This window comes from Acinetobacter sp. RUH 2624 (assembly GCF_000162375.2).
GTDB lineage: Bacteria > Pseudomonadota > Gammaproteobacteria > Pseudomonadales > Moraxellaceae > Acinetobacter > Acinetobacter nosocomialis.
In genome coordinates this window covers 2919748-2944342 of the sequence record NZ_KI391939.1, presented here as the reverse complement: position 1 = coordinate 2944342, position 24595 = coordinate 2919748, and the positions used below count along the sequence as shown (strand labels likewise).

Below are 24595 nucleotides of genomic sequence, written 5' to 3'. Positions count from 1 at the left end.
CACCGAAGTGGGGCGCTAAAAACGAATTCATTAATGTGTATTTCGTGTATTTATGGGTTGGCTCAATTGAGGGGCAGATGAGCTACGTAATGAAGGTAAATGATTAAATAACAAATTCAATAAGATAGCAAAGATACAAGTTGAACTAATACCCGAATGGAACAAAGTTTGTACCCAAACTGGAAAGTGAGCATAGAATTCATGGTTAATAATAGGAATCATCCCTGCTGATAAAGCAGTCGCGACAATAATCAAATTTTTCTGATCGTTATAATTAATTTTTGCCAAAGTACGGATTCCGCTCGCTGCAACTGATCCAAACAAGACCAGACCTGCACCACCAAGTACAGGCATAGGAATTGCTGCAATAAGGCGACCCATCACAGGCAATAGGCCTAAAATGATGAGAATAACCCCACCAGCCGCTACGACAAAACGGCTCTTAATCCCTGTAATTGCTACCAATCCTACATTTTGTGCAAAAGCACTTTGCATGAATGAACCAAAAATAGGTGCAATAGCACTCGAGAACATATCTGCACGAACCCCATTGGCAATACGTTTTGAATCGACTTCAGTTCCTACAATGTCTCCGACCGCAATAATGTCAGCAGTGGTTTCCGTCATAATTACTAAGGTAACAATCAGCATCGATAAGATCGCACTGAGCTCAAAAGTCGGTAAACCAAATGCAAATAGATGAGGGAATTGCAGCCATGCACCTGAGCTCACGTGACTAAAATCACCAAAACCCATGAAGTAGGCCAATATACTACCAGCCATGATCGCCAATAATATGGATAAGCGACGAATACCGGCTTGAGGTAGCATATTCAGAATAATCACAATACCTAAGGTCAGTAGTGCCAAAGAAATATTTTCTACACTTCCCCAGTTGGGTGCTTTCTCGTTACCACCCATCATCCAACGAATTGCAACAGGTAATAGAGATAGCCCAATAATCGTGATGACGCATCCGGTTACAACAGGTGGGAAAAAACGAATGATTTTTGAAAAGTAGGGCGCAAGGCAAAGCCCAACTAGAGAGGCTACAATGACTGCCCCGTAAACTGCAGATAGACCACCGCCTGTGGTGATAATGGCAACCATGGTCGCCACACCTGCAAAAGACACCCCCTGAACTAAAGGTAGTTTTGCGCCTAGATATTTTGTTCCCATGGTTTGTATGAGAGTTGCCAATCCGCCCACAAATAGCGCTGCTGCAATGAGCATTCCGACTTGTGCCGAGCTTAAACCAGCTGCCATTCCAATAATAAGTGGCGGTGCTACAATGCCGCCATACATGGTAAGTACATGCTGTAAGCCATAAGCAAAACTTTTTGAAATTCCTAAATACTCATGCTCTGGAGAAATCGCATTCTTTTGTCGATGATTCATATTTTTCTCCTATTTATATTTGAATTAACTGCCGCGATAAGTGGAGTAGGCGAAAGGGCTGATTAGTAATGGAATGTGATAATGCTGATTGATGTCTTCTATAAAAAATTGAATACAAACACGCGGGAAAAAAGTTTTGACTTCTTGGCAGGCAAAATAAGGAGCAATTTCAAATTCAAGTTGATAAGCACCTTCACTCAAGTCGTTTATTTCAAAATCACTCACTCGCCCATCTTGATTAGTGGTTGCGGTCGCAATTAGTTCGTGAGTTGCTGCATAAAACAATTTCACTTCGACCTGTGCAGCCGGTTTACCTAAATTCGTATCTAAAATATGAGTGCTGATCATGTTTGTACTTCCTGTGATAGACGTAATAGAGCAATTGCTGCGAGTTGCTCATGTACAATGACTTTTTCTATAGCTAAGTTGTTTTGAAGACGTTGATGGAGTTTTTTTAAAATATCTTCGCTACTGAGGCCGGCTGCTTTAATTAAAAAAATAAAACCAAACTTCTGTTCATACTCAAGATTACCTTGCAGCAGAGCTTGTTGTGTTTGCTCATCCAACGAGATACCAGCTTGTTCTTTAGCTGAAAAATCTTGCTCTTTTGCATTGAGTTGTTTTTTTGCCTGTCGTTCCCCAATTTTTGGATGGGTTGCTAAAGCGGCCTGAATTTCTTGCCATGACCATGTGTGGCTTAATTGTTCTGCATGCCCTAAAAGAACTGATGTTGAAGAGTAGGGACGTTCTGAAATAATTTTTTCGGCCCAAGCAGGAATATGGACGCAGTTGTTTAACAGAGTCTTGAGTTGCTCGGATGGGGCTTGATTAAACTCGGCTAAAAACACTGTTATTCCTAAACTCGTTATCATGATATAGAGTTTTAGCAATAACAGTGCCAAGAGTGGTTAATCTTTCACTAATGAATTTGGAAAATTAATAACCAACTAACGAGTTATGTGATTTTTAAACCAATATTCTGCAATATCCTGACGACGGCACACCCAGACACGATCGTGCATTTGAATATAGTCGAGGAATCTTTGTAAGGCTTTAAAGCGACCCGGACGCCCTAAAATACGGCAGTGCATTCCAATAGACATCATTTTTGGTGCAGTTTCACCTTCTGCATACAGCACATCAAAACTATCTTTTAAATATTGGAAAAACTGCTCTGAGCTATTAAATCCGCCCGGTGAGCAGAATTTCATGTCGTTACATTCGAGCGTATAAGGAATAATGAGATGAGGACGTGATGCACCAGCCGTATCGGTTAGTGTGGTCCAAAAAGGCAGATCATCACCATAATAATCAGAGTCGTATTGTATTTGCGGAAACTCTGCGAGTAACTGACGGGTATTAGGACTATCACGTCCGGTATACCAACCTATACTCTTATTTCCAAACAAGTTTTCTAAAACTGATAAGGCTTGTTCCATGTGCTGTTTTTCGACTTCAATGTCGGTATCTTGATAGTGAAGCCAGCGGTAGCCATGAGAAACGACATCATAATCAGCTTCTTTAATTGCTTCGACAATATAAGGGTTACGGGCCAGCGCCATGGCAACGCCGAAAATAGTCATTGGAAGCTTGCGCCGTTGGAACTCACTATGGATGCGCCAAAAACCAGCACGTGAACCATATTCGTACATAGAGTCCATCGACATATGCTTAGCTGGATAGCTTGCAGCACCGATAATTTCTGATAAAAACTGCTCCGAACCTGCGTCGCCGTGTTCAATATGCTTTTCGCCACCTTCTTCATAATTCAACACAAATTGCACGGCAATCTTAGCATTGTTGGGCCATTTCACCTCTGGAGGCTGTCCGTGATAACCGATTAAATCACGTGAATAAGGAGACTTTTGAATCTGCTCAATGAGTTCTGCTCCAGATAGATAAGATTCGGTCACAATTGCTCTCCTTTTGTTCAATTTTTCATAAAAATTTAAAAAATCAGCTTGCATATTTTTATAGATGGACTGATATTGAAGGTATGAAGATCTTCAAAATAAATTAAAAGCAGTACGTTTAAGTCAGGAGATAACAAACCATTACACCATCAAAATGTACAATTAAAGTCAGTTCATGCATGCTTAAAACATGCCAACATAAAAAAGTTTTGCATAGAAAAGATCCACAGTAAGAAAGAGAGGATGGTATTTATGAATATTGAAATCCGCACAGATAAAAACATCCATAATAGTGAACGTTTAATTACTTATGTACGTGCAGAACTTACTCAAGAATTCCAACGTCATAGCGAACGTATTACACATTTCTCGGTTCATTTTAGTGATGAAAATGGGGACAAAGGTGGCGATAAAGATATCCATTGTATGATCGAAGCACGTCCTGCTGGCTTGAAACCAGTGGCAGTGCACCATAAAGCAGGGAATATTGATGCCTCAATTCACGGTGCGATTGAAAAACTAAAACGTAGCCTTGAACATACTTTTGAGAAAAAGGAACACCCGAGAGGTGGTCAACCAGAATTCATTGATGATGAAGTTTAAAAATTGCTAAAAAGCCCTTCGGGGCTTTTTTTATGAAAAATAAAAAAGACGGATAAAAACTCTTCACAACTTTTGGTTTGCAATGCAATAGCATTGACCTCTAAAATCTTCATCAGAGATTAGGCATAATAGCCCTAATATATTTTTGAGAGATGGTCATGTTAACCACCCAGCAGCAGGCTTTAATTAAAGCCATAGAAGAATTAGAACTTACGCAAGTACAAAAATTACTTGCTGAGGGGCTTGATCCGAATTTCATTGATCCGGAACAAGGGCCACCTGTATCAATTATTTGTGATGGAATTTTTAAATGGTGGGAAGATGTCTCGGAAGCGTATGAAGCAGGCACTCCCTTATCAAAAGAAGAAAAAGATCAAGCATTACAAGTTTATCTCGATATCCTTGAAGCCTTAATTCAGGCAAAGGCAAATGTTCATCTTTGGGATGCAGAAGAATTTTATGGTCCACTATGGGATGCAGCAAGTTCGGCATGCGCACCAGCAGTTCAACGTTTACTTGATGAAAAAGTTGATCCAAACACACGTGATGAAGAAGGACTTACCATTTTATCTTCAATCAGTCAGTTGTTCTTTGATTGTGATTTTGATGAAATAGATTGGTCAGAAGCGCTTCAAGAAGAGCGTGAAACACTAGAGTTATTGCGCCATCATGGAGCAAAAATGTCAAAAGAACTAACTACTTGATTGGAATATAGAATGAGAACATTTCAAATTTTAACTTTTGCTCTGACCACTGTTGCCGCAGGAAGTAGTTTTGCCGCAGAGTTCTCGTTTGACCGTCCAGGTTCGGGCTTCGGAACAGGTATCACTCCAGTGGGGCAGTTAGCTTGGGAACAAGGTTTGCCAAGTGCAACTTATACAGAAGCAACTGTTGATGGCGTGAAAGAAAAAACCGTAACTGTACATGGTGATATGTTATTCCGTACAGGTTTGGCGAAAGACTTAGAATTACAATTGGGTTGGCAAGGTCCAGGTTGGACTCAAACCAAGCGCGCTGGTAAAAAGACAGATACTTCTGGTTTAGGTGATGTAAGCATCGGCTTAAAAAAAGCGATTGATTTAAATGATGAAAATTTAACAATGGCTGTATTGGCTCAAGCGCTTATTGCAACGGGTAATGATGAGTTTACTGAACATGACGATATTTATAGTTTAAGTTCGGCAGTGGCTTATCAGTATAATGATTTAATCAATACTGCAATTACGATGCGTTACGAAGTGCAAAACAGCAACTGGGCTGTAACAGCCATTCCAACAATCAATTATAAGATTGCGGGCAAACTTTCAGGATATTCTGAATTTGTTTATCGTAAAGCTGAAAGCCAAGACTACCAATACGGTTTAGGAACAGGTTTAGTTTACGTAGTAAATAACCGCACTCAACTTGATGCAAATATTGGTGTGGACTTAGAAGGTCAAGATAAGAGCTACAAAGGTGGCTTAGGCATGGCATTCTTATTCTGATCAGACTAACTTGAACTAATTATTATTGATGAAAAAGCTTATTTCTCAGGGAATTATTTATTTTCTAGTAGCCGCTACTTTTGTATTGAGTCAGTTTGTCTTTGCAGAAGATAAGTTATTGTCACCCGAACAGGCTTTTTCATTTTCGGTTGAATCGCCACAATCGCATACCGCAAAGTTATCGTGGAAGATTCAGCCGAATTATTATTTGTATCAGCATAAATTTACCGTACAACAGGGCAATCAGCCTTTAACTTTAAATTTGCCTAAAGCGGTTTCTCAATATGATGAGAACTATGGCCAAAGCCAAGTTTATTACCATCAAGTCAACTTCCAGATTAAGACTAAACCTTCAGAGCACTACACTGTAACTTGGCAAGGCTGTGCCAAAGACCGTATTTGTTATCCACCACAAACTATTGAGTTTCAAACCGATGCAGATGGTCTGGTCGGTTTGCAAAATCAGGCTGGTGCAGCACCAAAACGCTTATTAGATTTGGCAAATAAACCAGTATCTCAAGAACCTTTAGAAGATCCGACAAGTTCAGAAAATAAAGCTGAAGCGGCCGCTCCCCAAATTGCACAAGACCAGATTTGGTCAGCTAAATTAATTGAACACTCACTTTGGTATGGTGTTTTATTGTTTTTAGGTTTAGGCATGCTGCTTGCATTTACACCATGTTCTTTACCCATGTTGCCAATTTTAACCTCACTGATTATTCGAGAACATAAGGGTTTAAAGGCTTGGACCATTGCGCTTACCTTTGTGTGTAGTATGGCATTGGTTTATGCAGGTCTAGGTTTAATTGCTTCTTCAGCAGGGCTAAATTTCCAACGCTGGTTACAACAGCCTGCTACGCTTATTGCGTTTAGTTTACTGTTTGTAGTTTTTGCGCTGAATCTATTTGGATTGTTTGAGCTTCGTTTACCTCAAACGTGGTTAAATCGGCTTGATCGTATTCAGTCTATGCAACAAGGTGGTACTTTGGTTGGTGCCGGGGTCATGGGCGTAGTTTCTGCGCTCTTGGTTGGTCCATGTATGACTGCACCTTTAGCTGGAACCTTATTATTTATTTCTCAAACCCAGAACCAATGGCAAGGTGCTTTGCTTTTATTCTGTCTAGGTTTTGGGATGGGAATTCCTTTACTCATTGCCAGTGTTTTAGGTGCAAAGTTCTTACCTAAAGCAGGTGACTGGATGCATCAGATTAAAGTAATTTTTGCTTTTCTGATGTTAGGATTAAGTCTTTATTTTATTCGCTCTTTATTGCCAGATTGGGGCATGCAAGTGCTTAGTTTATTGCTAGGGCTGGCTTTTATTATTTATGCGCTGTATCAGTTCTTTTGGAAAAAAGGGCAGTTACAGTGGCTATATGCCTTACTACTTTTATTGGTAACGCCATTTATTGCTTATAACCAGTATCAGCATTTTCAAAATCGAAGTTTGCAAAGTTCCGACCATATGACTGAATGGCATGTTGCAACTACAGCCGCAGACTTTCAGAAAATTTTAGCAGCAGCGCCTGCTGATCGGGCTATTGTCGTTGATGTCTATGCAGACTGGTGTGTGGCTTGTCAGCCTATTGAACATCGTATTTTAAAAGCACCAGAAGTTCAGTCAGCTCTTGCACCTTACTACCTCATTAAGCTTGATTTGAGCCATTATGATCAGTCACATGAAGCTCTACTCAAGCAGTGGAATATTCTTGGACCACCAACTTATCTGTTTTTAAATGAGCAACAACAAGAAATTCGTTCTTTGCGTTTAACAGGTGCCTTTAGTCAGCAAGAGCTTTTGCAACAGCTTGCAAGCTTATCGAAAGCTAAATAGTCAAATTGATTTTATATGTGGTATTTGTTGAAAAGTGCGGACTTGATTACGCCCTGAAGCTTTTACCGCATAAAGTGCCTCATCGGCCTGTCGAATCACAATGTAGGGATCGTTTGCAAAAGCAGAGCTGCTAATTCCAAAGCTTGCACTCACATGAATCTGAATATTCTGATTATTGAAAATAGATAACCCTTGTAAGGCAAGTCGGCAACGTTCCGCAATTTTTTCCGCTTGAATAATGTCGGTATGAGGGAGTAATAAAATGAATTCTTCTCCACCAAATCGACCAATGATGTCTTCAGTACGTAAATTTTCAGAAAGACATTGAGCAATTTTAATCAGGACCTGATCGCCCTGATGATGTCCATATACATCATTAATTTTTTTAAAATGGTCTATGTCGAGAAGTACTAAAGCATAATCGAATTGTTGCTCGTGCAGTGTTTCAAGATGCGCATTTAAACTGCGTCTATTTAATACATTAGTTAATGGGTCGATCTGGCTTAAGCGTTGAATATAAGTTTCTCTTTGGCGCCATTGAGTTAGTAGAATTTCAAATAAAATAAAGCACGCCACTAAAATCGGCATAATAAAAAACAGCATACTCCCTAACCAAAATGGATTGGTTTGAGCATGTCGGATAGCCGTGAAGTTAAATAGTGGAGCGTAGGGTATAACCCCATTCATACTTAAATAAGTACACACGGCTAAAATAATTGTTGCTGGTATAAAAGCGCTATAAACAATTTTTCTTTCAAATAAAACTAAACCTACGCCAATCGTACCTACATAACCGACCATTGTGGCTGGGCTGATACTTCCTATTAAATAACCATCGTGACACAGCATGAGCATAAAGGCTTGCACGCTAATAAGAGGAACAATTTTTTGAGCCCAGTCTTGGTCTTTATAGCGGTAACACGGAATAATCAGCAAAGCTAATAAAAATAAGGTCAATAAGTTGAGCCAGAGCTGTGATTCGACTAAAGGTAAATTTGACCATTGCCAGACACTAGGCGTTATTAAGATATAGCCTTTCCATAAAATCCAACTGAAATTCATTGCACAGGCGAGGGTAAGCATCAGTGCACTTTTCTGTAACGGGGTCCAATTAATAATATGATTGTTATGGATGAATTCGAGAATCACCTGTTTTATTTTATTTATAGGATGAGTGATTAAACGAATTTTCATAATAATAAAGGAACTCCTAAATAGTGATATCTCTTCTTCAGATCATCCTAAAATGGGGGAGTTTGAATGATTCATAACCTAAACATACCATGATTCACTCATTAAACCTTAAGATTAAAGTTTTTATAAATAAGATGAAGTGAGAGGTATTTCAAACTCATCACTTCATTCATTTTAATTAAGTTTTATCAAGTTCATGAGCAAATTCGGCAATATCTGCCATCGCATGTTTTGCTTCGTCGAACCAAGCATTAAACATCTGGAAGTTATGCCACATGCCTGTATAAAGTTTAAAATGTACTTTGACACCTGCTTCTTCCGCTTTTTCTCTAAAGCGTTTTGCATCGTCTAATAAAATTTCTTTAGAACCCACCTGTACTAAAGTCGGTGGCAAACCTTCTAAGTTATCAAAAATAGGCGAAACACGTGAGTCATCTGCTGCAATATGGTTGCCAATATAATGTTGAATACCTATTTGCAGGGCTTCAAGAGAAAGCAAGGCATCATGTTTTTGGTTAAATCTTAAAGATTCACTGGTTAAGGTCAAATCTAAGAAAGGTGACAATAAAATTAGACCGCTTGGCATGAGTTCGGGTTGTTCTTTTAAACGCAAGCAAAGTGCCAAAGCTAAATTAGCCCCGCATGAATCGCCCGATAAAATAATATCTTTGGGCTGAATACCTTGAACTAATAATGATTGATATACGTCATATAATGCTTCGATCGCTTCAGGATATGGATGTTCCGGTGCAAGTGGATAGTCCACATGAATAATTTGCATTTGAGTGCGGGCAGCTAAATCCGTCATAAATGCATGATGAGTTTTTACACTGCCCAGAAAAAAAGCGCCGCCGTGAATATGAAAAATAAGCTGGGTTGCTGAATCCTGAGCTTTAATTTCCTCACCTTTTACACCAGCAAGCCGAATCGGACGAACACTTACATTTTTTTGTTTTGGAAATGCTCGGCAAAGTTGTTCAAGCATAGGGCGTAGAGCAGTTGGAGGTAAATTCAACTGACTTGGTTTGCGAATTGCTGTTTTAAGAAATGTTTCTGTTAAATAATATTTTAAAACGTTTGGTATATTCATATAGTATCCGCTTATGTTAATAACTTGTTTCCCTATAAATTTTATTTTTCAAGGTTACAAGGTTACACGAAACAGTCACATTCAAAAATTGCAATATCGTTGCGAGTTTTGAATACTGAAGTCTTGAAAGACCCAAGGATATTACAAAAATGAAAAAGATTGCTTTAGCTTTAGGACTTGTTGGTATGGCTGCATTTGCCAATGCAGCTGACCCACTAAACGGAACGGTATGGAAAACGATTGATGACCAAACCAATAAGCCCAAAGCCGTAGTAAAGTTTACGGAACAGAAGGATGGAACCTTAACTGCAACCATTCAAAGCATTTTGACACCAGGTGAAGAAAACTCTTGTACAAAATGTGAAGGTCCGTATAAAAACAAACCGCTTAAAGGTGTGACCATTGTACATAATCTAAAAAATGTAGGTGGTACCAGTTATGAAAACGGTACAATTTTAGACCCTAAATCTGGCAAAACTTACAAATTAAAAGGTGAGTTGGCTGAGGGTGGTAAAAAGCTTAAATTACGCGGCTATATTGGTGTTTCAGCATTGGGCCGTAACCAAACGTGGATTCGTGCGAACTAAATCTGTGAATGAAAAAAACGAGCCATTTGGCTCGTTTTTTTATGCATTTAAGTTTTGATAGGCAGTTTCATCAAAACCGACCAGAAAACCTTTAGAGGTCTGTAGAACTGGTCGTTTAATTAAGCTTGGCTGAGCAATTAGCGCTTCAATAAGATAATCTTCGCTACTTAAAGCACGAGTTTGTTCATCTTCAGATAGTTTTTTCCACGTAGTACCTTTCTTGTTGAGAACGGTATCTTGTCCAATTTCTTTTAACCAGATTTTCAAGGTATCGGCATCAATCCCTTGTTTCTTATAGTCGTGAAATTCGTAACTCAAACCTTTTGCTTGTAAGGCATCAAATGCTTTTTTCATTGAATTACAGTTTTTAATACCATAAATTTTTAACATTTTATCGGACCATGTCAAAAAGAAAGAACACACAGCCTAACCCAAAATGCATTTGGGCACTACTTTATACCGATACTTTTAAAACAAATGAAAAATAATGATTAAAACAATAAAGAATGTCATGTTATTGTCATAAGACAAGGTAATAATGAACTCAATAAGAAGAATCTAGAAAACTAAAAGAACTTAGCGCAAAAAATAAGAGATAGAAAAGAGAAAACCCGCATTTAATCATCCTGATCATGCGGGTCTCATTTCAACGTCCATTGTCACATCCTTGCAAATAAACTTATCTTAAGTTTATTTTATCTTCCTACGGCGTCCTATCCTTTTGCGTCATCCTGACTGCTTCCCTGTGCCGTGGGGCTATAATGCCGTTAAACGTGTGTAAGAAAAATACTCAAAAACGACATGTGTTGTAAGCAAAAACGACAATGCAAGTGAACACTTGTTCACTTAATCTTGAATTTTATAGTCGATGATAACTGGAGCATGATCGCTAAACCATTGATCTTTATAAACCCATGCATTTACTGTGCGTGCTTTCCAGTCTGGTGAACATGCTTGGTAGTCAATACGCCACCCTACGTTTTTCGCACGAGCTTGTCCGCGATTTGACCACCATGAGTACAATTCGGCTTCTGTTCTTACCACACGGAAGGTGTCTACATAGCCAAGTTCATCATAAATATGATCAAGCCAAGCACGCTCATGTGGTAAACAGCCGGACGACTTTTGGTTGCCCGACCAGTTTTTAATATCAATCCGTTTATGAACGATGTTGTAATCGCCACAAATAATGATGGACTTATTCTCATCACGCCATTGTTTTAAGATTTTTGCGTATTCACCCAAAAATAAATCTTTACGTGCCTGCGCTTCTTCACCACTTGAGCCCGAAGGTAAGTATAATGATGCAATATGTACGGGATGTGACAAACCTAAATCGAATTCGGCAGAAATGAAGCGGCCTTGACTATCGGCCAATTCAAACCCTAAACCATCTTTAATAGAGACAAAGGGTAAGCGGCTATAAATTGCAGTACCTGCGTAACCTGCACGCTCTGCTGGAAAGAGATGGGTATGCCATCCCTCGGGTCTAAACTTTTCAGTCCATTGTTCATGGGTAATGCGGCTTTCCTGCATGCATACGACATCGGCATCGGATTGTTCTAACCATTCAAGTAAGCCTTTCGTCACTGAAGAACGTAAGCCATTTACGTTAATGGAAACGACTCGAAGAATTTTTACATCACTTGGATACTGATCCTTTGGTATCATGCGAAAATTTAACCTCAATTGTGAATTTGGAGCACCTCATGACAACGCCTGTGTCATTTCACCCGCAAGCATTTATCGAACTCGCATTATCACGCGGTGTGCTTAAATTTGGTGAGTTTACTTTAAAATCTGGACGCGTGAGTCCTTATTTTTTTAATGCAGGCCTACTCAACGATGGTGAAGCTTTATCTCTTTTAGCACAAGGCTATGCCGATAAATTAACACAATGTGAAAATGTTGATGTGATTTTTGGACCAGCTTATAAAGGTATTCCATTTGTAGCTGCGACTGCTGTTGCTTTGTCGCAAACACATAACAAGAGCGTGCCATGGGGCTTTAACCGTAAAGAAGCGAAAGATCATGGCGAAGGTGGTGTTTTAGTTGGTGCTGCGGTTGAAGGTAAAAAAGTCTGGATTATTGATGACGTAATTACCGCAGGTACAGCGATTCGCGAAGTGGTAACGATTTTGAAAAATGCCGGTGCAACTATTGCGGGTGTTTTGGTTGCGCTAGATCGTCAAGAACGTGGTCAAGGTGAACTTTCTGCAATTCAGGAAGTTCAAAAAGAATTAGAAATTCCTGTGCATGCACTGATTACCATGAAAGATTTAATGGATTATTTAGAAGCGAAAGGCGAAAAAGAAGCGCTAGCTAATATGCAAGCTTACCGTGAAAAATACGGCATCTAAAAATAAAAAGGCATACCTCTAAAATAGGGGTATGCCTTTTTAATATTTTTACTTAGAACTGATAATTTAAACGCAATAACACATTACGTGGTGTGCCTGGCATGCTGTCTGAACGCCAGTACTCTTTATTGGTTAGGTTATTTACCGCAAGTGTGACATTCCACGGGTCGGCACTATAGCCAATTGCTGCATCGACACGATTGAAGCCTTCCATTTTTACTTGATTATTAATATTTGGATAATAAGAACCGACATAGGTTACGCCCACTTCGGTATACCACTGCTCGGTTGGTAAATAACGAACAAATAAATTACCTGTGTTCTTAGATGTGTTTGCTAAATAGTTGCCTTCACGATCAGGATTTTGCTTGTCTTCTTTTACTTTTGCATCTGTGTAGCCATACCCACCGCGAACAAAGACATTATCAAGTACACGCCCAATAAAGCTAAATTCGAGACCACGAGATTGATGCTGACCCGCAGTTGCCCATACATCTGGCTCACTGTCTGGGTTTGGTTTATAGCGAATATTATTTTTACGAATATCAAAGACAGAAAATTGAGTATTTAACCGGTTCTCTAACCATTCACTTTTTACACCCACTTCATATTGCTCATTATATTGAGGCTCTTTATCCATTTTTGTGACATCGGTGCTCCCAGTAACTTGGTTAACACCCATTTGTCCGCCAAATGGTGCAAAACTCTTAGAGTAAGACGTATAAAAGCTATGTTCTGGAACGGGTTGCCAGACTAAACCCACATTTGGACTAAAACTGCTGTCTTTTACATTACGATGATCATTATTAAGTTTATTGGTAGTTGAAAAGTCAAAGTAATCATAACGTAGGCCCATCATGAGTTTAAGTTGGTCATTTAGACCAATTAAATCCTGAACAAATACACCATAAGTGGTACCTTCATTGTAGTTATGTTGGCTAATTAAAAGAGGGCCATTGCCACGACTATATTCACGTTCACCAGTGAGCGGATTAACATAACCATAAATGGCTGAACCGTTTTGAGTCTTATTGGCTAGACGTGGTTCTCGTTGCTCATAGGTCCAGTCTGTACCGACCATAATTTGGTGCTCAAGCGAGCCTGTTTTAAATTTGCCCTTAATATCAAAGGTATTGGTTGTGGTCTTATTGCTAGTTTGTTGCCAATAGTAAATTTGATTGATATAGCCTTTTTTTGTTGTACAGGTTTTGCCTTTTAAATCTTTGCCATCTAACCCACAATAAGTTCCAAAATAAAAATGATCAAAGTTCTGTTCTGCTTGACGGTAACTCGCTGCCCAGTGGAAGTTCCAGTCAGGTGCATATTCATAATTTACATCGGTGCGGACCACTTGCAAAATATCATCAACATAATCGCCATCTTGGGCAAATCCTGTTTTGATAGATGTACCAGCAGGTAGATTTTCACGCGTTGGCCCACGGTCAGGAACTCGACCTAATTTGTCATAGGTATATTGTGTGGTCCAAGTGAGTGTTCCATCGTCATTTTTATAGGTAAAGCTTGGAGAGAGCATCTCAATTTTATTTTTAATACCTGAGCGGAAGCTGCCTGCCTCGCCATATTCTCCAGTCAAACGTACTGCTAAATTGTCGTTAAGTACTTGGTTGATGTCAGCCGTTGTTCCGTAATTATCGTATGAACCCGCATATGCGCCAACTGAACTTTTAGAGTCAAAATTGGCAAACTTACTCACCATATTTACAACCCCACCACCAGCGCTACGACCATACAAAACCGAAGCAGGGCCTTTTAAAATTTCAATACGTTCGATATTGGCTGTACTGCGACGTACTTGTCCGCTTTCACGTATACCGTCGCGGTAAATATCGCCTGTGTCTGCACCAAAACCACGAATCGTGATCCCATCGCCGCGCATATCGTAACTGGTTGATACGCCTGGTGTACCTTGCAGCATGACGCTTAAATCATTTGATCCATAAATTTTATATTTTTGAACATCAATAGTATCAATAGTTTGTGGAATATCTTTTTTGTCTAAACCATTACGTGTGACATTGGCTTTGTCGTAGTCGATATAACTTTTGATGGGATCGAGTTCACTCATCGCTTCAATTTTTATAGTTGGCATGACTGCTGCAACTTTTGAAGCTGAGTCAGCTAATTCCTCTGCGTAGGCACCTTGAATATTCAAGATCATTAAACTGAGTAGGCTAAGTGGGAACGAGCTTTTAATTTGGGGAGATGATATAGAAATTTTTAACATAAAAATAAAGTCAATTAACAAAAATAAAAGTATAAATGATAATTATAATCATTTAATTATTTAGAATAAAAGAACTATTGCTTATAAAATTATCATGATAGATTTTTAATTGTTGATTTTAAAAATATAATTTATGTGATAAATAATTGCTTGATTGAAATGATTAGTTTTATTTATGAATAGAGGTTTGAAGAGGGTGCTTCATTATTAAAAAACACCCTTAGAGTTAAGCATTGTTTTTGAGCACATCTACAATATCCATTTCTGGATCATAGTTTTCATCAATCGTTTTGCAAATTGCTTGGCCCACTATCACTTGAGTGCCATTAAAGGTCATGGTGGGTGCTTCATATAATTCCCAGCCATGATTGAGTGCTTTGGTGACTCTTGCACAAAAAGCAGAGTCATCAGGTCCGGTTAAATAGCGATAAAGTTTCATCTTTAGCCTTTAAAAAATAATATTTTATGACCTTAGTTTAACTGAATTTATCTGAATTCAAGATAAAGAAATAACCGATAAGGTTTTACTAAAATTAAGAAAAACGAGTGAAAAATCTCAGCTATACTCATGCTAATTTAAATTTTAAGAAGAGCTTGAGCATGCGTGTACTTGTCGTCATGGATCCGATTGAAACCGTAAATCTGAAAAAGGATTCAACCATGGCAATGTTGTGGGCGGCGAGCCGTCGTGGACATGAGTTAGGTTATGCATTACAACAAGATTTATATATCGATCAAGGTAAGGCTTACGGTCTCATCTCTCCGTTAAAAGTTTTCGAAGATTACAATCATTATTATGAGTTAGGCGAAAAGAAAAAAGAATCGATCGCGGCTTATGATGTTGTACTCATGCGTAAAGATCCGCCTTTTGACATGAATTTTGTCTACACGACTTATGTGCTTGAGCAAGCTGAGCGTGAAGGCTCATGGATTATTAATAAGCCTCAATCACTGCGTGATTGCAATGAAAAACTTTTTGCTACGCAGTTTCCAGAGCTACAAGTGCCTACACTTGTGACATCACAGCAGAGCCTGATTCGTGAATTTATTAAAGAACATGGCGATGTGATTGTTAAGCCACTTGACGGTATGGGCGGGATGGGTATTTTCCGTTTATACCAAGACGGTGTAAATATTGGTTCTACATTGGAAATGTTGACAGAATTAGGCACTCGTCCAATTATGGCGCAGCGTTATATTCCTGAAATTGTAGAAGGGGATAAACGAATTCTAATGGTGAATGGTGACCCTGTTCCGTACTGTCTAGCTCGTATTCCACAAAATGGTGAAGTGCGTGGTAATTTGGCAGCAGGTGGTTTAGGCCAAGCGCGTCCACTTACTGAAAATGACAAACTCATTGCAGCGAAAATCGGGCCTTTCTTACGTGAAAAAGGATTGGTATTTGTTGGGCTTGATGTGATTGGTAATTATGTGACTGAAATTAATGTCACTAGCCCAACCTGTATTCGTGAAATTGATGCTCAATTTGGTACATCAATTGCCGATGATCTATTTGACGTATTAGAAGCGGGTCGTCCTGCTCAATAATCCAGTTTGAGTGATTTCCTAAGCGAATGCTGGGAAATCACCTAAAAATATATCAATTAATAAAACCACAATATGAAATACGCTAGCGCTTTGTAGGCATATTTTCAAAAAAGCACATCTTTCTGTTATAAACGAGTGAAATTCGCTTTTCGTTAATGAAGCTTTAGGATTAAAATAAACGGCTACAAAAATAGATGACAATTTCCATTGTTTTTTGAGTTGAAGAATTAGACCGTGACAGATTCACAGCAAACCAAACCTAAACATGTCATGATGATGGCTGCCGGTACTGGTGGACATGTTTTTCCAGCCCTCGCCGTAGCCAAACAACTTCAACAGCAAGGTTGTCAAGTTTCATGGTTAGCCACGCCAACAGGTATGGAAAATCGGTTATTAAAAGATCAAAATATTCCAATATATCAAATTGATATTCAAGGCGTACGTGGCAACGGGGTCATCCGTAAACTTGCTGCGCCTTTTAAAATTTTAAAAGCAACTTTTAGCGCGATGCGCTATATGAAACAGCTTAAAGTTGATGCAGTAGCTGGCTTTGGTGGCTATGTTGCAGGACCGGGTGGTCTGGCTGCTCGCTTATTAGGTATTCCTGTTCTCATTCATGAGCAAAATGCAGTTGCCGGTTTTACCAATGCACAGTTGTCACGTGTAGCTAAAGTAGTATGCGAAGCATTCCCAAATACTTTTCCTGCGAGCGAAAAAGTGGTCACTACCGGAAATCCGGTACGCCGCGAAATTACAGATATTTTAAGCCCCAAATGGCGCTACGATGAGCGTGAGCAAGCGGGTAAGCCGTTAAATATTTTAATTGTGGGTGGGTCTTTAGGTGCAAAAGCACTTAATGAACGTTTACCTCCGGCATTAAAACAACTTCAAGTGCCCCTGAATATTTTCCATCAATGTGGTCAGCAACAGGTTGAGGCGACTCAAACTTTGTACGCAGATGCGCCAGCAAATTTAACTGTACAGGTTTTGCCTTTTATTGAAGATATGGCAAAAGCCTATAGCGAAGCAGATCTGATTATTTGCCGTGCGGGTGCTTTAACTGTTACAGAAGTTGCGACCGCTGGAGTTGCAGCAGTTTTTGTGCCACTTCCAATCGCGGTAGATGACCACCAAACAGCAAATGCCAAATTTCTGGCCGATGTCGGAGCTGCAAAAATTTGCCAGCAATCGACCATGACACCAGAAGTTTTAAATCAATTGTTTACTACGTTGATGAACCGCCAATTGCTTACAGAAATGGCAGTGAAAGCGCGTCAACATGCCCAACCAAATGCAACTCAGCATGTGGTTGATCTTATTCAAAAAATGTAATCGGATTTACTATGTCTCCAACAACAGCTGCAAACCAAGCAAAAAAATTGATTAAAGTGCCTGAAATGCGCCGTATCAAACATATTCATTTTGTGGGTATTGGCGGTGCAGGTATGTGTGGTATTGCTGAGGTGTTAGCTAACCAAGGATATAAAATTTCCGGTTCAGATATTAAAGCTTCAAAAACCACACAACAATTAGAAGAAAATGGCATTAAGGTCTATATTGGACACGAAGCAGAAAATATTAAAAACGCCAATGTGCTTGTTGTGTCAACGGCTATTGATCCAGAAAACCCGGAAGTGAAAGCCGCAATTGAGCAACGTACCCCAATCGTACGCCGTGCAGAAATGCTCGGTGAGCTTATGCGTTACCGTCATGGTATTGCGGTAGCAGGCACACACGGTAAAACCACGACAACGAGTTTATTAACTACAATGTTGGCTGAAGAAAATCTTGATCCAACTTATGTGATCGGTGGTTTACTTAACAGTACAGGCGTAAATGCGGCACTTGGTGAAAGCCGTTTTATTGTTGCTGAGGCTGACGAATCGGATGCATCTTTCCTTTATTTGCAGCCAATGGCAGCGATTGTGACCAACATCGATGCTGACCATATGGACACCTATGAAGGCAGTTTTGATAAATTAAAAGATACTTTCGTACAGTTCCTTCATAACTTGCCATTCTATGGCTTAGCTGTAGTTTGTGGTGATGACGCAAATATTCGTGAGATTTTGCCGCGTGTAGGCCGTCCAGTTATTACTTATGGTTTTAACGAAGATAATGACATCCGTGCAATTGATGTAGAACAAGATGGTATGCGTTCGCACTTTACGGTATTGCGTAAAGGCCGTGAGCCGTTGCGTTTAACCATTAATCAGCCTGGTTTGCATAATGTTTTAAATGCGTTGGCTGCGATTGGTGTTGCAACTGATGAAGGTGTTTCCGATGAAGCAATTAGCCGTGCATTAAAAGGCTTTAGTGGTGTTGGACGTCGCTTCCAAGTACAAGGTGAATTTGAGCTTGGTGAAGGTAATGTGAAATTAGTCGATGACTATGGACATCACCCTAAAGAAGTGGAAGCTACGATTAAAGCTGCTCGTCAAAGTCATCCTGACCGTCGTTTAGTGATGCTTTTCCAACCACATCGTTACTCTCGTACTCGTGATTGTTTTGATGACTTTATTGAAGTTTTATCTCAAGTCGACCAATTATTATTACTAGAAGTTTATCCGGCTGGAGAAAAACCAATTGTTGGCGCAGATAGCCGTACTTTGGCGCGTAGTATTCGTTTGCGTGGTCAGGTTGAGCCGATTTTAATTGATCCGGTTGAAGGTAATTTGCAAAACATCATGCAAAATGTGTTACAACCAAATGACTTGTTATTAACGCAAGGTGCAGGTAACGTGGGAGCAATTTCAGTAGAACTTGCACAGCACCATTTGTATGTGAAATAAACAAAAAGTATTGAATTATCGGGTTAAGGATTTAAACGTGTCAAATGCTACAAAATTCGGCAAAGTTGCTGTGTTACTTGGTGGAAAATCGGCTGAGCGTGCTGTGTCTTTAGATAGTGGTCAGGCAGTTCTGGACGCTTTGTTACGTTCAGGTGTTCAGGCTGAGGCATTTGATCCGCAAGACCGTAGCGTGACTGAACTTGTAAACTATGACCGTGCATTTATTGTATTGCATGGTCGTGGTGGCGAAGACGGTCAAATCCAAGGTGTGCTTGAGTGGTTAAACATCCCTTATACAGGAACGGGTGTACAAGGTTCTGCAATAGGCATGGATAAGGTCAAAACCAAGCAAATCTGGCAAGGTAGTGACTTACCAACTGCACCGTATCGCATTATTACTAAAGAAACAGATCTAGACTCAGTCATTGCTGAATTAGGTTTACCTGTCATTATCAAGCCTGTACATGAAGGTTCAAGTGTAGGCATGAGTAAGGTTGAAAAAGCTGAAGACTTTGCCGCAGCAATTGAAAAGGCAACTCAGCACGACGCTGTTGTCATGGCAGAAAAATGGATTACGGGACGCGAATTTACGATTTCATTCTTAAATGGCCAGCCATTACCTGTTATTCGTTTGCAGCCACCAGCAGATGTTGCTTTTTATGATTATGAAGCAAAATATCAACGCAATGATGTCGAATATGGCATTCCTTGCGGTCTTAGCGAAACCGAAGAGAAAAAACTACAAGCCTTATGCTTACGCGCTTTTCAGGCTGTAGGTGCAGAAGGTTGGGGCCGTATTGATGCAATGCAGGATGAGCAAGGTAATTTCTGGCTTCTAGAAGTAAATACTGTGCCGGGTATGACCAGCCATTCACTTGTGCCAAAAGCTGCTAAAGCCGTGGGCTATAGCTTTGATGAATTGTGTGTTGCAATTCTTGAGCAAACATTGGAAGGTACGGCTTAAATATGGCACAACTTCCGGCTTCCATGCGCCGTAAACGTGCGGCGATTACCTCCATTCATGAGAAACCGCCTACGCGTAAGCAAAAGCTTGCCAATGCTGGCGGATGGGTGCTGTTGGTTATTGCCTTTTTAGTCTTGGCGGTCGGAATTTACGGTCTATATAAAGTTATTACTGATGCAACTGTCGCAAAGCTTGAGGTGGTAGGTTCAACAACTCCGGTTGAGAATCAGCAAGTGATGCGATATGTGCAGCCGATTGTAAAAGATAATTACTTTACGTCTGACTTAGAGCAGATTCGTGATAAAGCATTAGAAATTTCATGGGTAGACCGAGTTGTCGTATCTCGTGCCTGGCCAAATGGTATTCGTGTTCGTGTGATGCCTCGACATGCGATCGCCCGTTGGGGAACAGGTCGCTTATTAAGCGATGGTGGTGACGTATTTAGTGAGGCAGAACCGAGACTTCATCCTGAGCTTCCGCTGTTACATGGTCCGGTAAGCCAGTCTAAAATGATGATGCGACGCTATAATGAAATTAATCAGTTATTCCATCCTGTTAATTTGCGTTTAAAAGAGTTATATCTAACAGAGCGAATGACTTGGTTTATGCAGTTTGATTCTGGTTTACGAATTATTGTTGACCAAGATCAAACAATGAATAAATTGCAACGTTTAAGTCATTTGGCACAATCTGACCTAAAACCTGTGTGGACGAAAATCTCAGCCATTGATTTGCGATATCGTAATGGATTATCTATTCAATGGAAGAATGCAACCCCACCTAAAATTGTGAATGGTCAGTTTGTTGTAACGAGTGATGACACAAGCATTGCAGGTGGTGCAAAAGCAAAGCCATAATACGTGGCTTTAAAATAGGCAATTTGCCTGGTATTAGACAACAAAGAAATGGTATGAGTGATGAGTGAAGCTGTTCCCTCAGTTGTTGCGATTGACATTGGGACGCATAAAGTTTCAGTTTTGATTGGAAAAATTCATGCGCCGGATAACATTCAGGTTATCGGTATGGCAACTGCTCGCAATCGAGGCATGAACAAAGGAAAAATTGTAAGTCTCGATAAAGTCATTGCTGCGATTAAAAACGCCGTTGCTGAAGCGGAAAATATGGCCGAATGTCGCATTCATAGTGCGTGGGTCTCTATTCCGAGTACCGAGTTGCAAAGTTTCTATGCTTCTGGACGCACACCTGTTGCTAACCCAGCACATGTGATTACAACCAATGAAGTTGTCCGTGCATTAGAGTTAGCAAAAGCAAGTCATGTGACTTCAGACTACTATCTAGCGAGTGCAGTGCCACTCGGGTTTGAGTTAGGTGATTCTGCAGAATGGGTCCAAAACCCAATCAATATGACTGCTCACAGCATGACTGGTCATTATCAGCTCATGATGATGCCGATTGCCACTATGCAAAACCTTGATCGTGCTATGAAAGGTGCGAACATTGGTGTAGAGAAAATGGTGGTCTCTTGCTTGGCTACGGCTGAAGCAAGTTTGCTGAAAGATGAAAAAGAATATGGCGTTTGTTTAGTTGATATTGGTGCAGGTATTACCAACCTGGCAGTTTATTTAGATGGCCGTTTGGCTTTAGCACGTACATTACAACGTGGTGGTGAGCATGTGACACGTGACATTGCTGCTGTGTTGCAAACAACTACTGAAGAAGCTGAACGCATTAAAATTCTGCATGGCTGTGTTGATCTAAGTGCTGTTAAGCCTGACCATATGATTCAAGTTCAGGGTATTGATGGCCCTCAAACGATTAGTCGTATTGAGTTATCAGAAATTATTATTGCTCGTTATGAAGAGATTTTTAGCCAGATTCGCGAAGAACTCGAACAAAGCGGTGCAATCCATGGCCTATATCATGGTGTAGTGTTGACAGGCGATGCTTGTCAAATCGAAGGTATGGTGAGTTTGGCTCGTCGTATGCTGGGTGTGTCTGCTCATTTAGGTAATCCACCATTACAGGTGTATGCTGATGATCAGCATCAGGCTGCATTACGCCGATCAATGTATGCGACAGCAGCTGGTTTGCTTATGTTTAGCCAAAGCGAATTACAAGAAGCTGTTGAGGAACCTGAAGAGGGGAATGACCGTTCGGTATGGGAACGAATGGTGAATGGCTGGAATGCGTTTAATAGCAAACTTAAAGCCATTTTTTAGGATGTATGGATTTATTGGTAGAATTGTTAGGAAGTTGTAAGAGAAAACCACTGTACTTGACAAGGTTTGTATTGCACAGCATTCTTAAAATTAGTTATTTTTGAAAATCAAGGCAGTATACGGGCTGAAGTGACTGCCATAATGTATTAGGAACCCTAAAGGTCATGGCCTCATTTGAATTTATAGAAGATGAACTAAACGATGGCAACGGTCAAGCCCGTTTCACTGTATTTGGTGTAGGTGGCGGTGGCGGTAATGCCGTTCAGCACATGGTACAGTCTGATATTCAGGGTGTTAAATTCGTTTGTGCCAATACAGATAAACAAGCACTTGATTGTATGAATGCCCCTTTCAAAATTCAGTTAGGTGAGCAAAGTACACGTGGTCTAGGCGCTGGTGCTAACCCTGAAGTAGGTCAGGTTGCCGCAGAGGAAAGCCGTGAAATTATTCGTCAGCACCTTGAAGGAACTGACATGGTATTTGTAACCGCTGGTATGGGTGGTGGTACAGGTACTGGTGCAGCTCCGGTTGTTGCCGAAGTTGCTAAAGAAATGGGGATTTTGACTGTTGGTGTTGTAACAACGCCATTTAACTTTGAAGGTCGTCGTCGTCAAAAATCTGCTGAGCGTGGTATTGAAGCGCTTGAAGCACATGTTGATTCATTGATTATTATTCCTAACCAACGCTTATTGAGCGTGTATGGTGATATTTCAATGAAAGATGCCTATAAAAAGGCAGATGATGTATTGTTAAACGCTGTACGTAGTATCTTTGACCTTGTGGTTAACCGTGGTCACATTAACCTTGACTTCGCCGATTTGAAAACTGCAATGAGTACTCGCGGTTATGCAATGATGGGTGCTGGTTTAGGCCGTGGTGAAGACCGTGCTCGTCAAGCTGCTGAACAAGCCATCCGTAGTCCACTACTTGATAATGTGAATATTATTAATGCAAAAGGCGTGTTAATTAACATTACAGGTGGTGATGACATCACGTTACGAGAAACTGAAATCATTACTGATGTGGTTAACCAAATTGTTGACCTTGATGAAGGCGAGATTTTCTACGGTACAGTATTTGATCCAGATGCGCGTGATGAATTACGTGTAACTGTGATTGCAACGGGTTTAACACGTAATGCAGCTGATGCAGAACCAAGAAAGCGTAATACTGTAAGTCATACAGCAACTCAATCTGCACAATCTGTAGATGAAGATGATGTTCCAGCAATTAATAAGCGTCAAAATGCTGAAAATGATGTGAATAATGCACCAAGTTCATCACCGCGTTCTTCTCCAATGAGTATTCAAGATTACTTGAAAAATCAGCAACGTAAGTAATATAGCGTTCAATCTATTAAAAGGCAGTGTATAAACACTGCCTTTTTTTATTTTTGATCAATGACTAAATATGCTAACGTATAGCGGTTTTAAAAAAGAAGTTACAAAGCATGGTGAAACAGCGTACTCTCAGTCGTGTGGTAAAAGCGAGTGGAATAGGTCTTCATAGCGGTCAAAAAGTGATGATCAATTTCATTCCACATACCGTGGATGGAGGTATTGTATTTCGCCGTATCGATTTAAATCCACCTGTCGATATTCCTGCTAATGCATTGCTGATTCAAGAAGCATTCATGTGTTCAAACCTTGTTACTGGCGATATTAAAGTAGGTACCATTGAGCATGTGATGAGTGCGATTGCTGGTTTAGGAATTGATAATTTAATTGTAGAAGTGTCAGCATCTGAAGTCCCCATTATGGATGGTAGTGCTGGACCATTTATTTATTTGTTAATGCAAGGTGGCTTGCGTGAACAAGATGCACCGAAAAAATTTATAAGAATATTAAAGCCAGTTGAAGCTTTAATTGATGATAAAAAAGCGATTTTTAGACCACATAATGGTTTTCAACTCAACTTTACGATTGATTTTGATCATCCTGCCTTTGCAAAAGAATATCAATCTGCAACTATCGATTTTTCTACTGAAACCTTTGTGTATGAAGTCAGTGAGGCACGTACTTTTGGTTTTATGAAGGATTTAGATTACCTCAAAGCAAATAATTTAGCTTTAGGGGCAAGTCTAGACAATGCCATTGGTGTAGATGATACAGGTGTTGTGAACGAAGAAGGCTTACGATTTGCCGATGAGTTTGTTCGTCACAAAATTTTAGATGCAGTAGGTGATTTGTATTTACTTGGTCATCAAATTATTGCCAAGTTCGATGGCTATAAATCAGGACATGCTTTAAATAATCAGCTATTACGCAATGTTCAAAGTGATCCGAGTAATTATGAAATTGTAACATTTAATGACGAGAAAGACTGTCCAATTCCATACGTGAGTGTGACATAAGTCATTGTCTTTATTTGGCTATGTTATAATGTAACAATAAAAACTGTGATTTT

Annotated in this window: 24 protein-coding genes; 14 read left to right on the top strand and 10 right to left on the bottom strand. The window is 39.9% G+C overall.

Features of this window, described 5'->3' with window-relative positions:
* Positions 1-30: 30 nt before the first annotated feature.
* From HMPREF0014_RS20480 to puuE, 4 genes are all read right to left on the bottom strand, one after another.
* Positions 31-1398: a nucleobase:cation symporter-2 family protein gene (locus HMPREF0014_RS20480; RefSeq protein ID WP_006580812.1), complete on the bottom strand. Its 1368-nt coding sequence runs from the start codon at positions 1396-1398 to the stop codon at positions 31-33.
* Between the two features lie 24 nt (positions 1399-1422).
* Positions 1423-1746, bottom strand: coding sequence for a hydroxyisourate hydrolase (gene uraH / locus HMPREF0014_RS20475; RefSeq protein ID WP_006580813.1), 324 nt, complete (start codon positions 1744-1746; stop codon positions 1423-1425).
* The gene (gene uraD, locus HMPREF0014_RS20470) at positions 1743-2246 is read right to left on the bottom strand and encodes a 2-oxo-4-hydroxy-4-carboxy-5-ureidoimidazoline decarboxylase (RefSeq protein WP_004884938.1); all 504 of its coding nucleotides are present in this window, start codon (positions 2244-2246) and stop codon (positions 1743-1745) included. The genes uraH and uraD overlap by 4 nt, the downstream gene beginning before the upstream one ends.
* A 99-nt stretch (positions 2247-2345) precedes the next feature.
* Positions 2346-3311, bottom strand: coding sequence for an allantoinase PuuE (puuE, locus tag HMPREF0014_RS20465; RefSeq protein ID WP_020992330.1), 966 nt, complete (start codon positions 3309-3311; stop codon positions 2346-2348).
* A 252-nt stretch (positions 3312-3563) separates the two neighbouring features.
* Here puuE and HMPREF0014_RS20460 point away from each other — a divergent pair, with 252 nt between their 5' ends.
* From HMPREF0014_RS20460 to dsbD, 4 genes are all read left to right on the top strand, one after another.
* Positions 3564-3914 carry an HPF/RaiA family ribosome-associated protein gene (locus HMPREF0014_RS20460; protein WP_002053923.1) on the top strand — a complete coding sequence of 117 codons (351 nt, stop codon included), beginning with the start codon at positions 3564-3566 and terminating at the stop codon, positions 3912-3914.
* 158 nt (positions 3915-4072) lie between these two features.
* Complete coding sequence (locus tag HMPREF0014_RS20455) at positions 4073-4618, top strand: ankyrin repeat domain-containing protein (protein WP_004711466.1); 546 nt, start codon at positions 4073-4075, stop codon at positions 4616-4618.
* 12 nt (positions 4619-4630) lie between these two features.
* On the top strand, positions 4631-5398 hold the full coding sequence (locus tag HMPREF0014_RS20450; protein WP_020992329.1) for a transporter: 768 nt from the start codon (positions 4631-4633) through the stop codon (positions 5396-5398).
* Positions 5399-5426: 28 nt separating this feature from the next.
* Positions 5427-7229: a protein-disulfide reductase DsbD gene (gene dsbD, locus HMPREF0014_RS20445; RefSeq protein ID WP_020992328.1), complete on the top strand. Its 1803-nt coding sequence runs from the start codon at positions 5427-5429 to the stop codon at positions 7227-7229.
* Here the strand turns inward: dsbD and HMPREF0014_RS20440 are convergent, their stop codons facing one another.
* The gene (locus HMPREF0014_RS20440) at positions 7230-8423 is read right to left on the bottom strand and encodes a sensor domain-containing diguanylate cyclase (protein WP_006580819.1); all 1194 of its coding nucleotides are present in this window, start codon (positions 8421-8423) and stop codon (positions 7230-7232) included.
* A gap of 178 nt (positions 8424-8601) precedes the next feature.
* Positions 8602-9513, bottom strand: a complete 912-nt coding sequence (locus HMPREF0014_RS20435) for an alpha/beta hydrolase (RefSeq protein ID WP_006580820.1) — start codon at positions 9511-9513, stop codon at positions 8602-8604.
* Positions 9514-9662: 149 nt separating this feature from the next.
* Here HMPREF0014_RS20435 and HMPREF0014_RS20430 point away from each other — a divergent pair, with 149 nt between their 5' ends.
* On the top strand, positions 9663-10100 hold the full coding sequence (locus tag HMPREF0014_RS20430) for a DUF2147 domain-containing protein (RefSeq protein WP_002053814.1): 438 nt from the start codon (positions 9663-9665) through the stop codon (positions 10098-10100).
* 39 nt (positions 10101-10139) lie between these two features.
* On the opposite strand, the gene HMPREF0014_RS20425 is transcribed toward HMPREF0014_RS20430, so the two are convergent.
* Together HMPREF0014_RS20425 and HMPREF0014_RS20420 are read right to left on the bottom strand one after the other, a co-directional pair.
* Positions 10140-10490, bottom strand: coding sequence for an arsenate reductase (locus tag HMPREF0014_RS20425; RefSeq protein WP_006580821.1), 351 nt, complete (start codon positions 10488-10490; stop codon positions 10140-10142).
* 456 nt (positions 10491-10946) lie between these two features.
* Positions 10947-11771, bottom strand: coding sequence for an exodeoxyribonuclease III (locus tag HMPREF0014_RS20420; RefSeq protein WP_006582457.1), 825 nt, complete (start codon positions 11769-11771; stop codon positions 10947-10949).
* 38 nt (positions 11772-11809) lie between these two features.
* On the opposite strand from HMPREF0014_RS20420, the gene pyrE reads away from it, so the two are divergent.
* Positions 11810-12460, top strand: a complete 651-nt coding sequence (gene pyrE, locus HMPREF0014_RS20415) for an orotate phosphoribosyltransferase (protein ID WP_000211303.1) — start codon at positions 11810-11812, stop codon at positions 12458-12460.
* Positions 12461-12512: 52 nt separating this feature from the next.
* On the opposite strand, the gene HMPREF0014_RS20410 is transcribed toward pyrE, so the two are convergent.
* The gene (locus HMPREF0014_RS20410) at positions 12513-14705 is read right to left on the bottom strand and encodes a TonB-dependent siderophore receptor (protein ID WP_006580823.1); all 2193 of its coding nucleotides are present in this window, start codon (positions 14703-14705) and stop codon (positions 12513-12515) included.
* A 226-nt stretch (positions 14706-14931) separates the two neighbouring features.
* The gene (locus tag HMPREF0014_RS20405; RefSeq protein ID WP_004711478.1) at positions 14932-15144 is read right to left on the bottom strand and encodes a DUF1737 domain-containing protein; all 213 of its coding nucleotides are present in this window, start codon (positions 15142-15144) and stop codon (positions 14932-14934) included.
* Between the two features lie 161 nt (positions 15145-15305).
* Here HMPREF0014_RS20405 and gshB point away from each other — a divergent pair, with 161 nt between their 5' ends.
* The 8 genes from gshB to lpxC all read left to right on the top strand — a co-directional run bounded on the left by gshB (position 15306) and on the right by lpxC (position 24542).
* The gene (gene gshB, locus HMPREF0014_RS20400; RefSeq protein WP_006580824.1) at positions 15306-16253 is read left to right on the top strand and encodes a glutathione synthase; all 948 of its coding nucleotides are present in this window, start codon (positions 15306-15308) and stop codon (positions 16251-16253) included.
* Positions 16254-16487: 234 nt separating this feature from the next.
* Complete coding sequence (gene murG / locus HMPREF0014_RS20395; RefSeq protein WP_006580825.1) at positions 16488-17585, top strand: undecaprenyldiphospho-muramoylpentapeptide beta-N-acetylglucosaminyltransferase; 1098 nt, start codon at positions 16488-16490, stop codon at positions 17583-17585.
* Positions 17586-17596: 11 nt separating this feature from the next.
* The gene (gene murC / locus HMPREF0014_RS20390; RefSeq protein ID WP_004884918.1) at positions 17597-19045 is read left to right on the top strand and encodes a UDP-N-acetylmuramate--L-alanine ligase; all 1449 of its coding nucleotides are present in this window, start codon (positions 17597-17599) and stop codon (positions 19043-19045) included.
* Positions 19046-19082: 37 nt separating this feature from the next.
* Entirely contained in the window at positions 19083-20009 is a 927-nt protein-coding gene (locus tag HMPREF0014_RS20385; protein WP_000063661.1) for a D-alanine--D-alanine ligase, read from the top strand.
* A 2-nt stretch (positions 20010-20011) separates the two neighbouring features.
* Positions 20012-20866 (top strand): cell division protein FtsQ/DivIB, encoded by an 855-nt coding sequence (locus tag HMPREF0014_RS20380; RefSeq protein WP_004884912.1) that lies wholly within the window; start codon positions 20012-20014, stop codon positions 20864-20866.
* Between the two features lie 60 nt (positions 20867-20926).
* Positions 20927-22189 carry a cell division protein FtsA gene (gene ftsA / locus HMPREF0014_RS20375; RefSeq protein ID WP_002053865.1) on the top strand — a complete coding sequence of 421 codons (1263 nt, stop codon included), beginning with the start codon at positions 20927-20929 and terminating at the stop codon, positions 22187-22189.
* Positions 22190-22353: 164 nt separating this feature from the next.
* Positions 22354-23529: a cell division protein FtsZ gene (gene ftsZ, locus HMPREF0014_RS20370; protein WP_002053783.1), complete on the top strand. Its 1176-nt coding sequence runs from the start codon at positions 22354-22356 to the stop codon at positions 23527-23529.
* Between the two features lie 110 nt (positions 23530-23639).
* Entirely contained in the window at positions 23640-24542 is a 903-nt protein-coding gene (gene lpxC / locus HMPREF0014_RS20365) for a UDP-3-O-acyl-N-acetylglucosamine deacetylase (RefSeq protein ID WP_002053908.1), read from the top strand.
* Positions 24543-24595 lie beyond the last annotated feature (53 nt).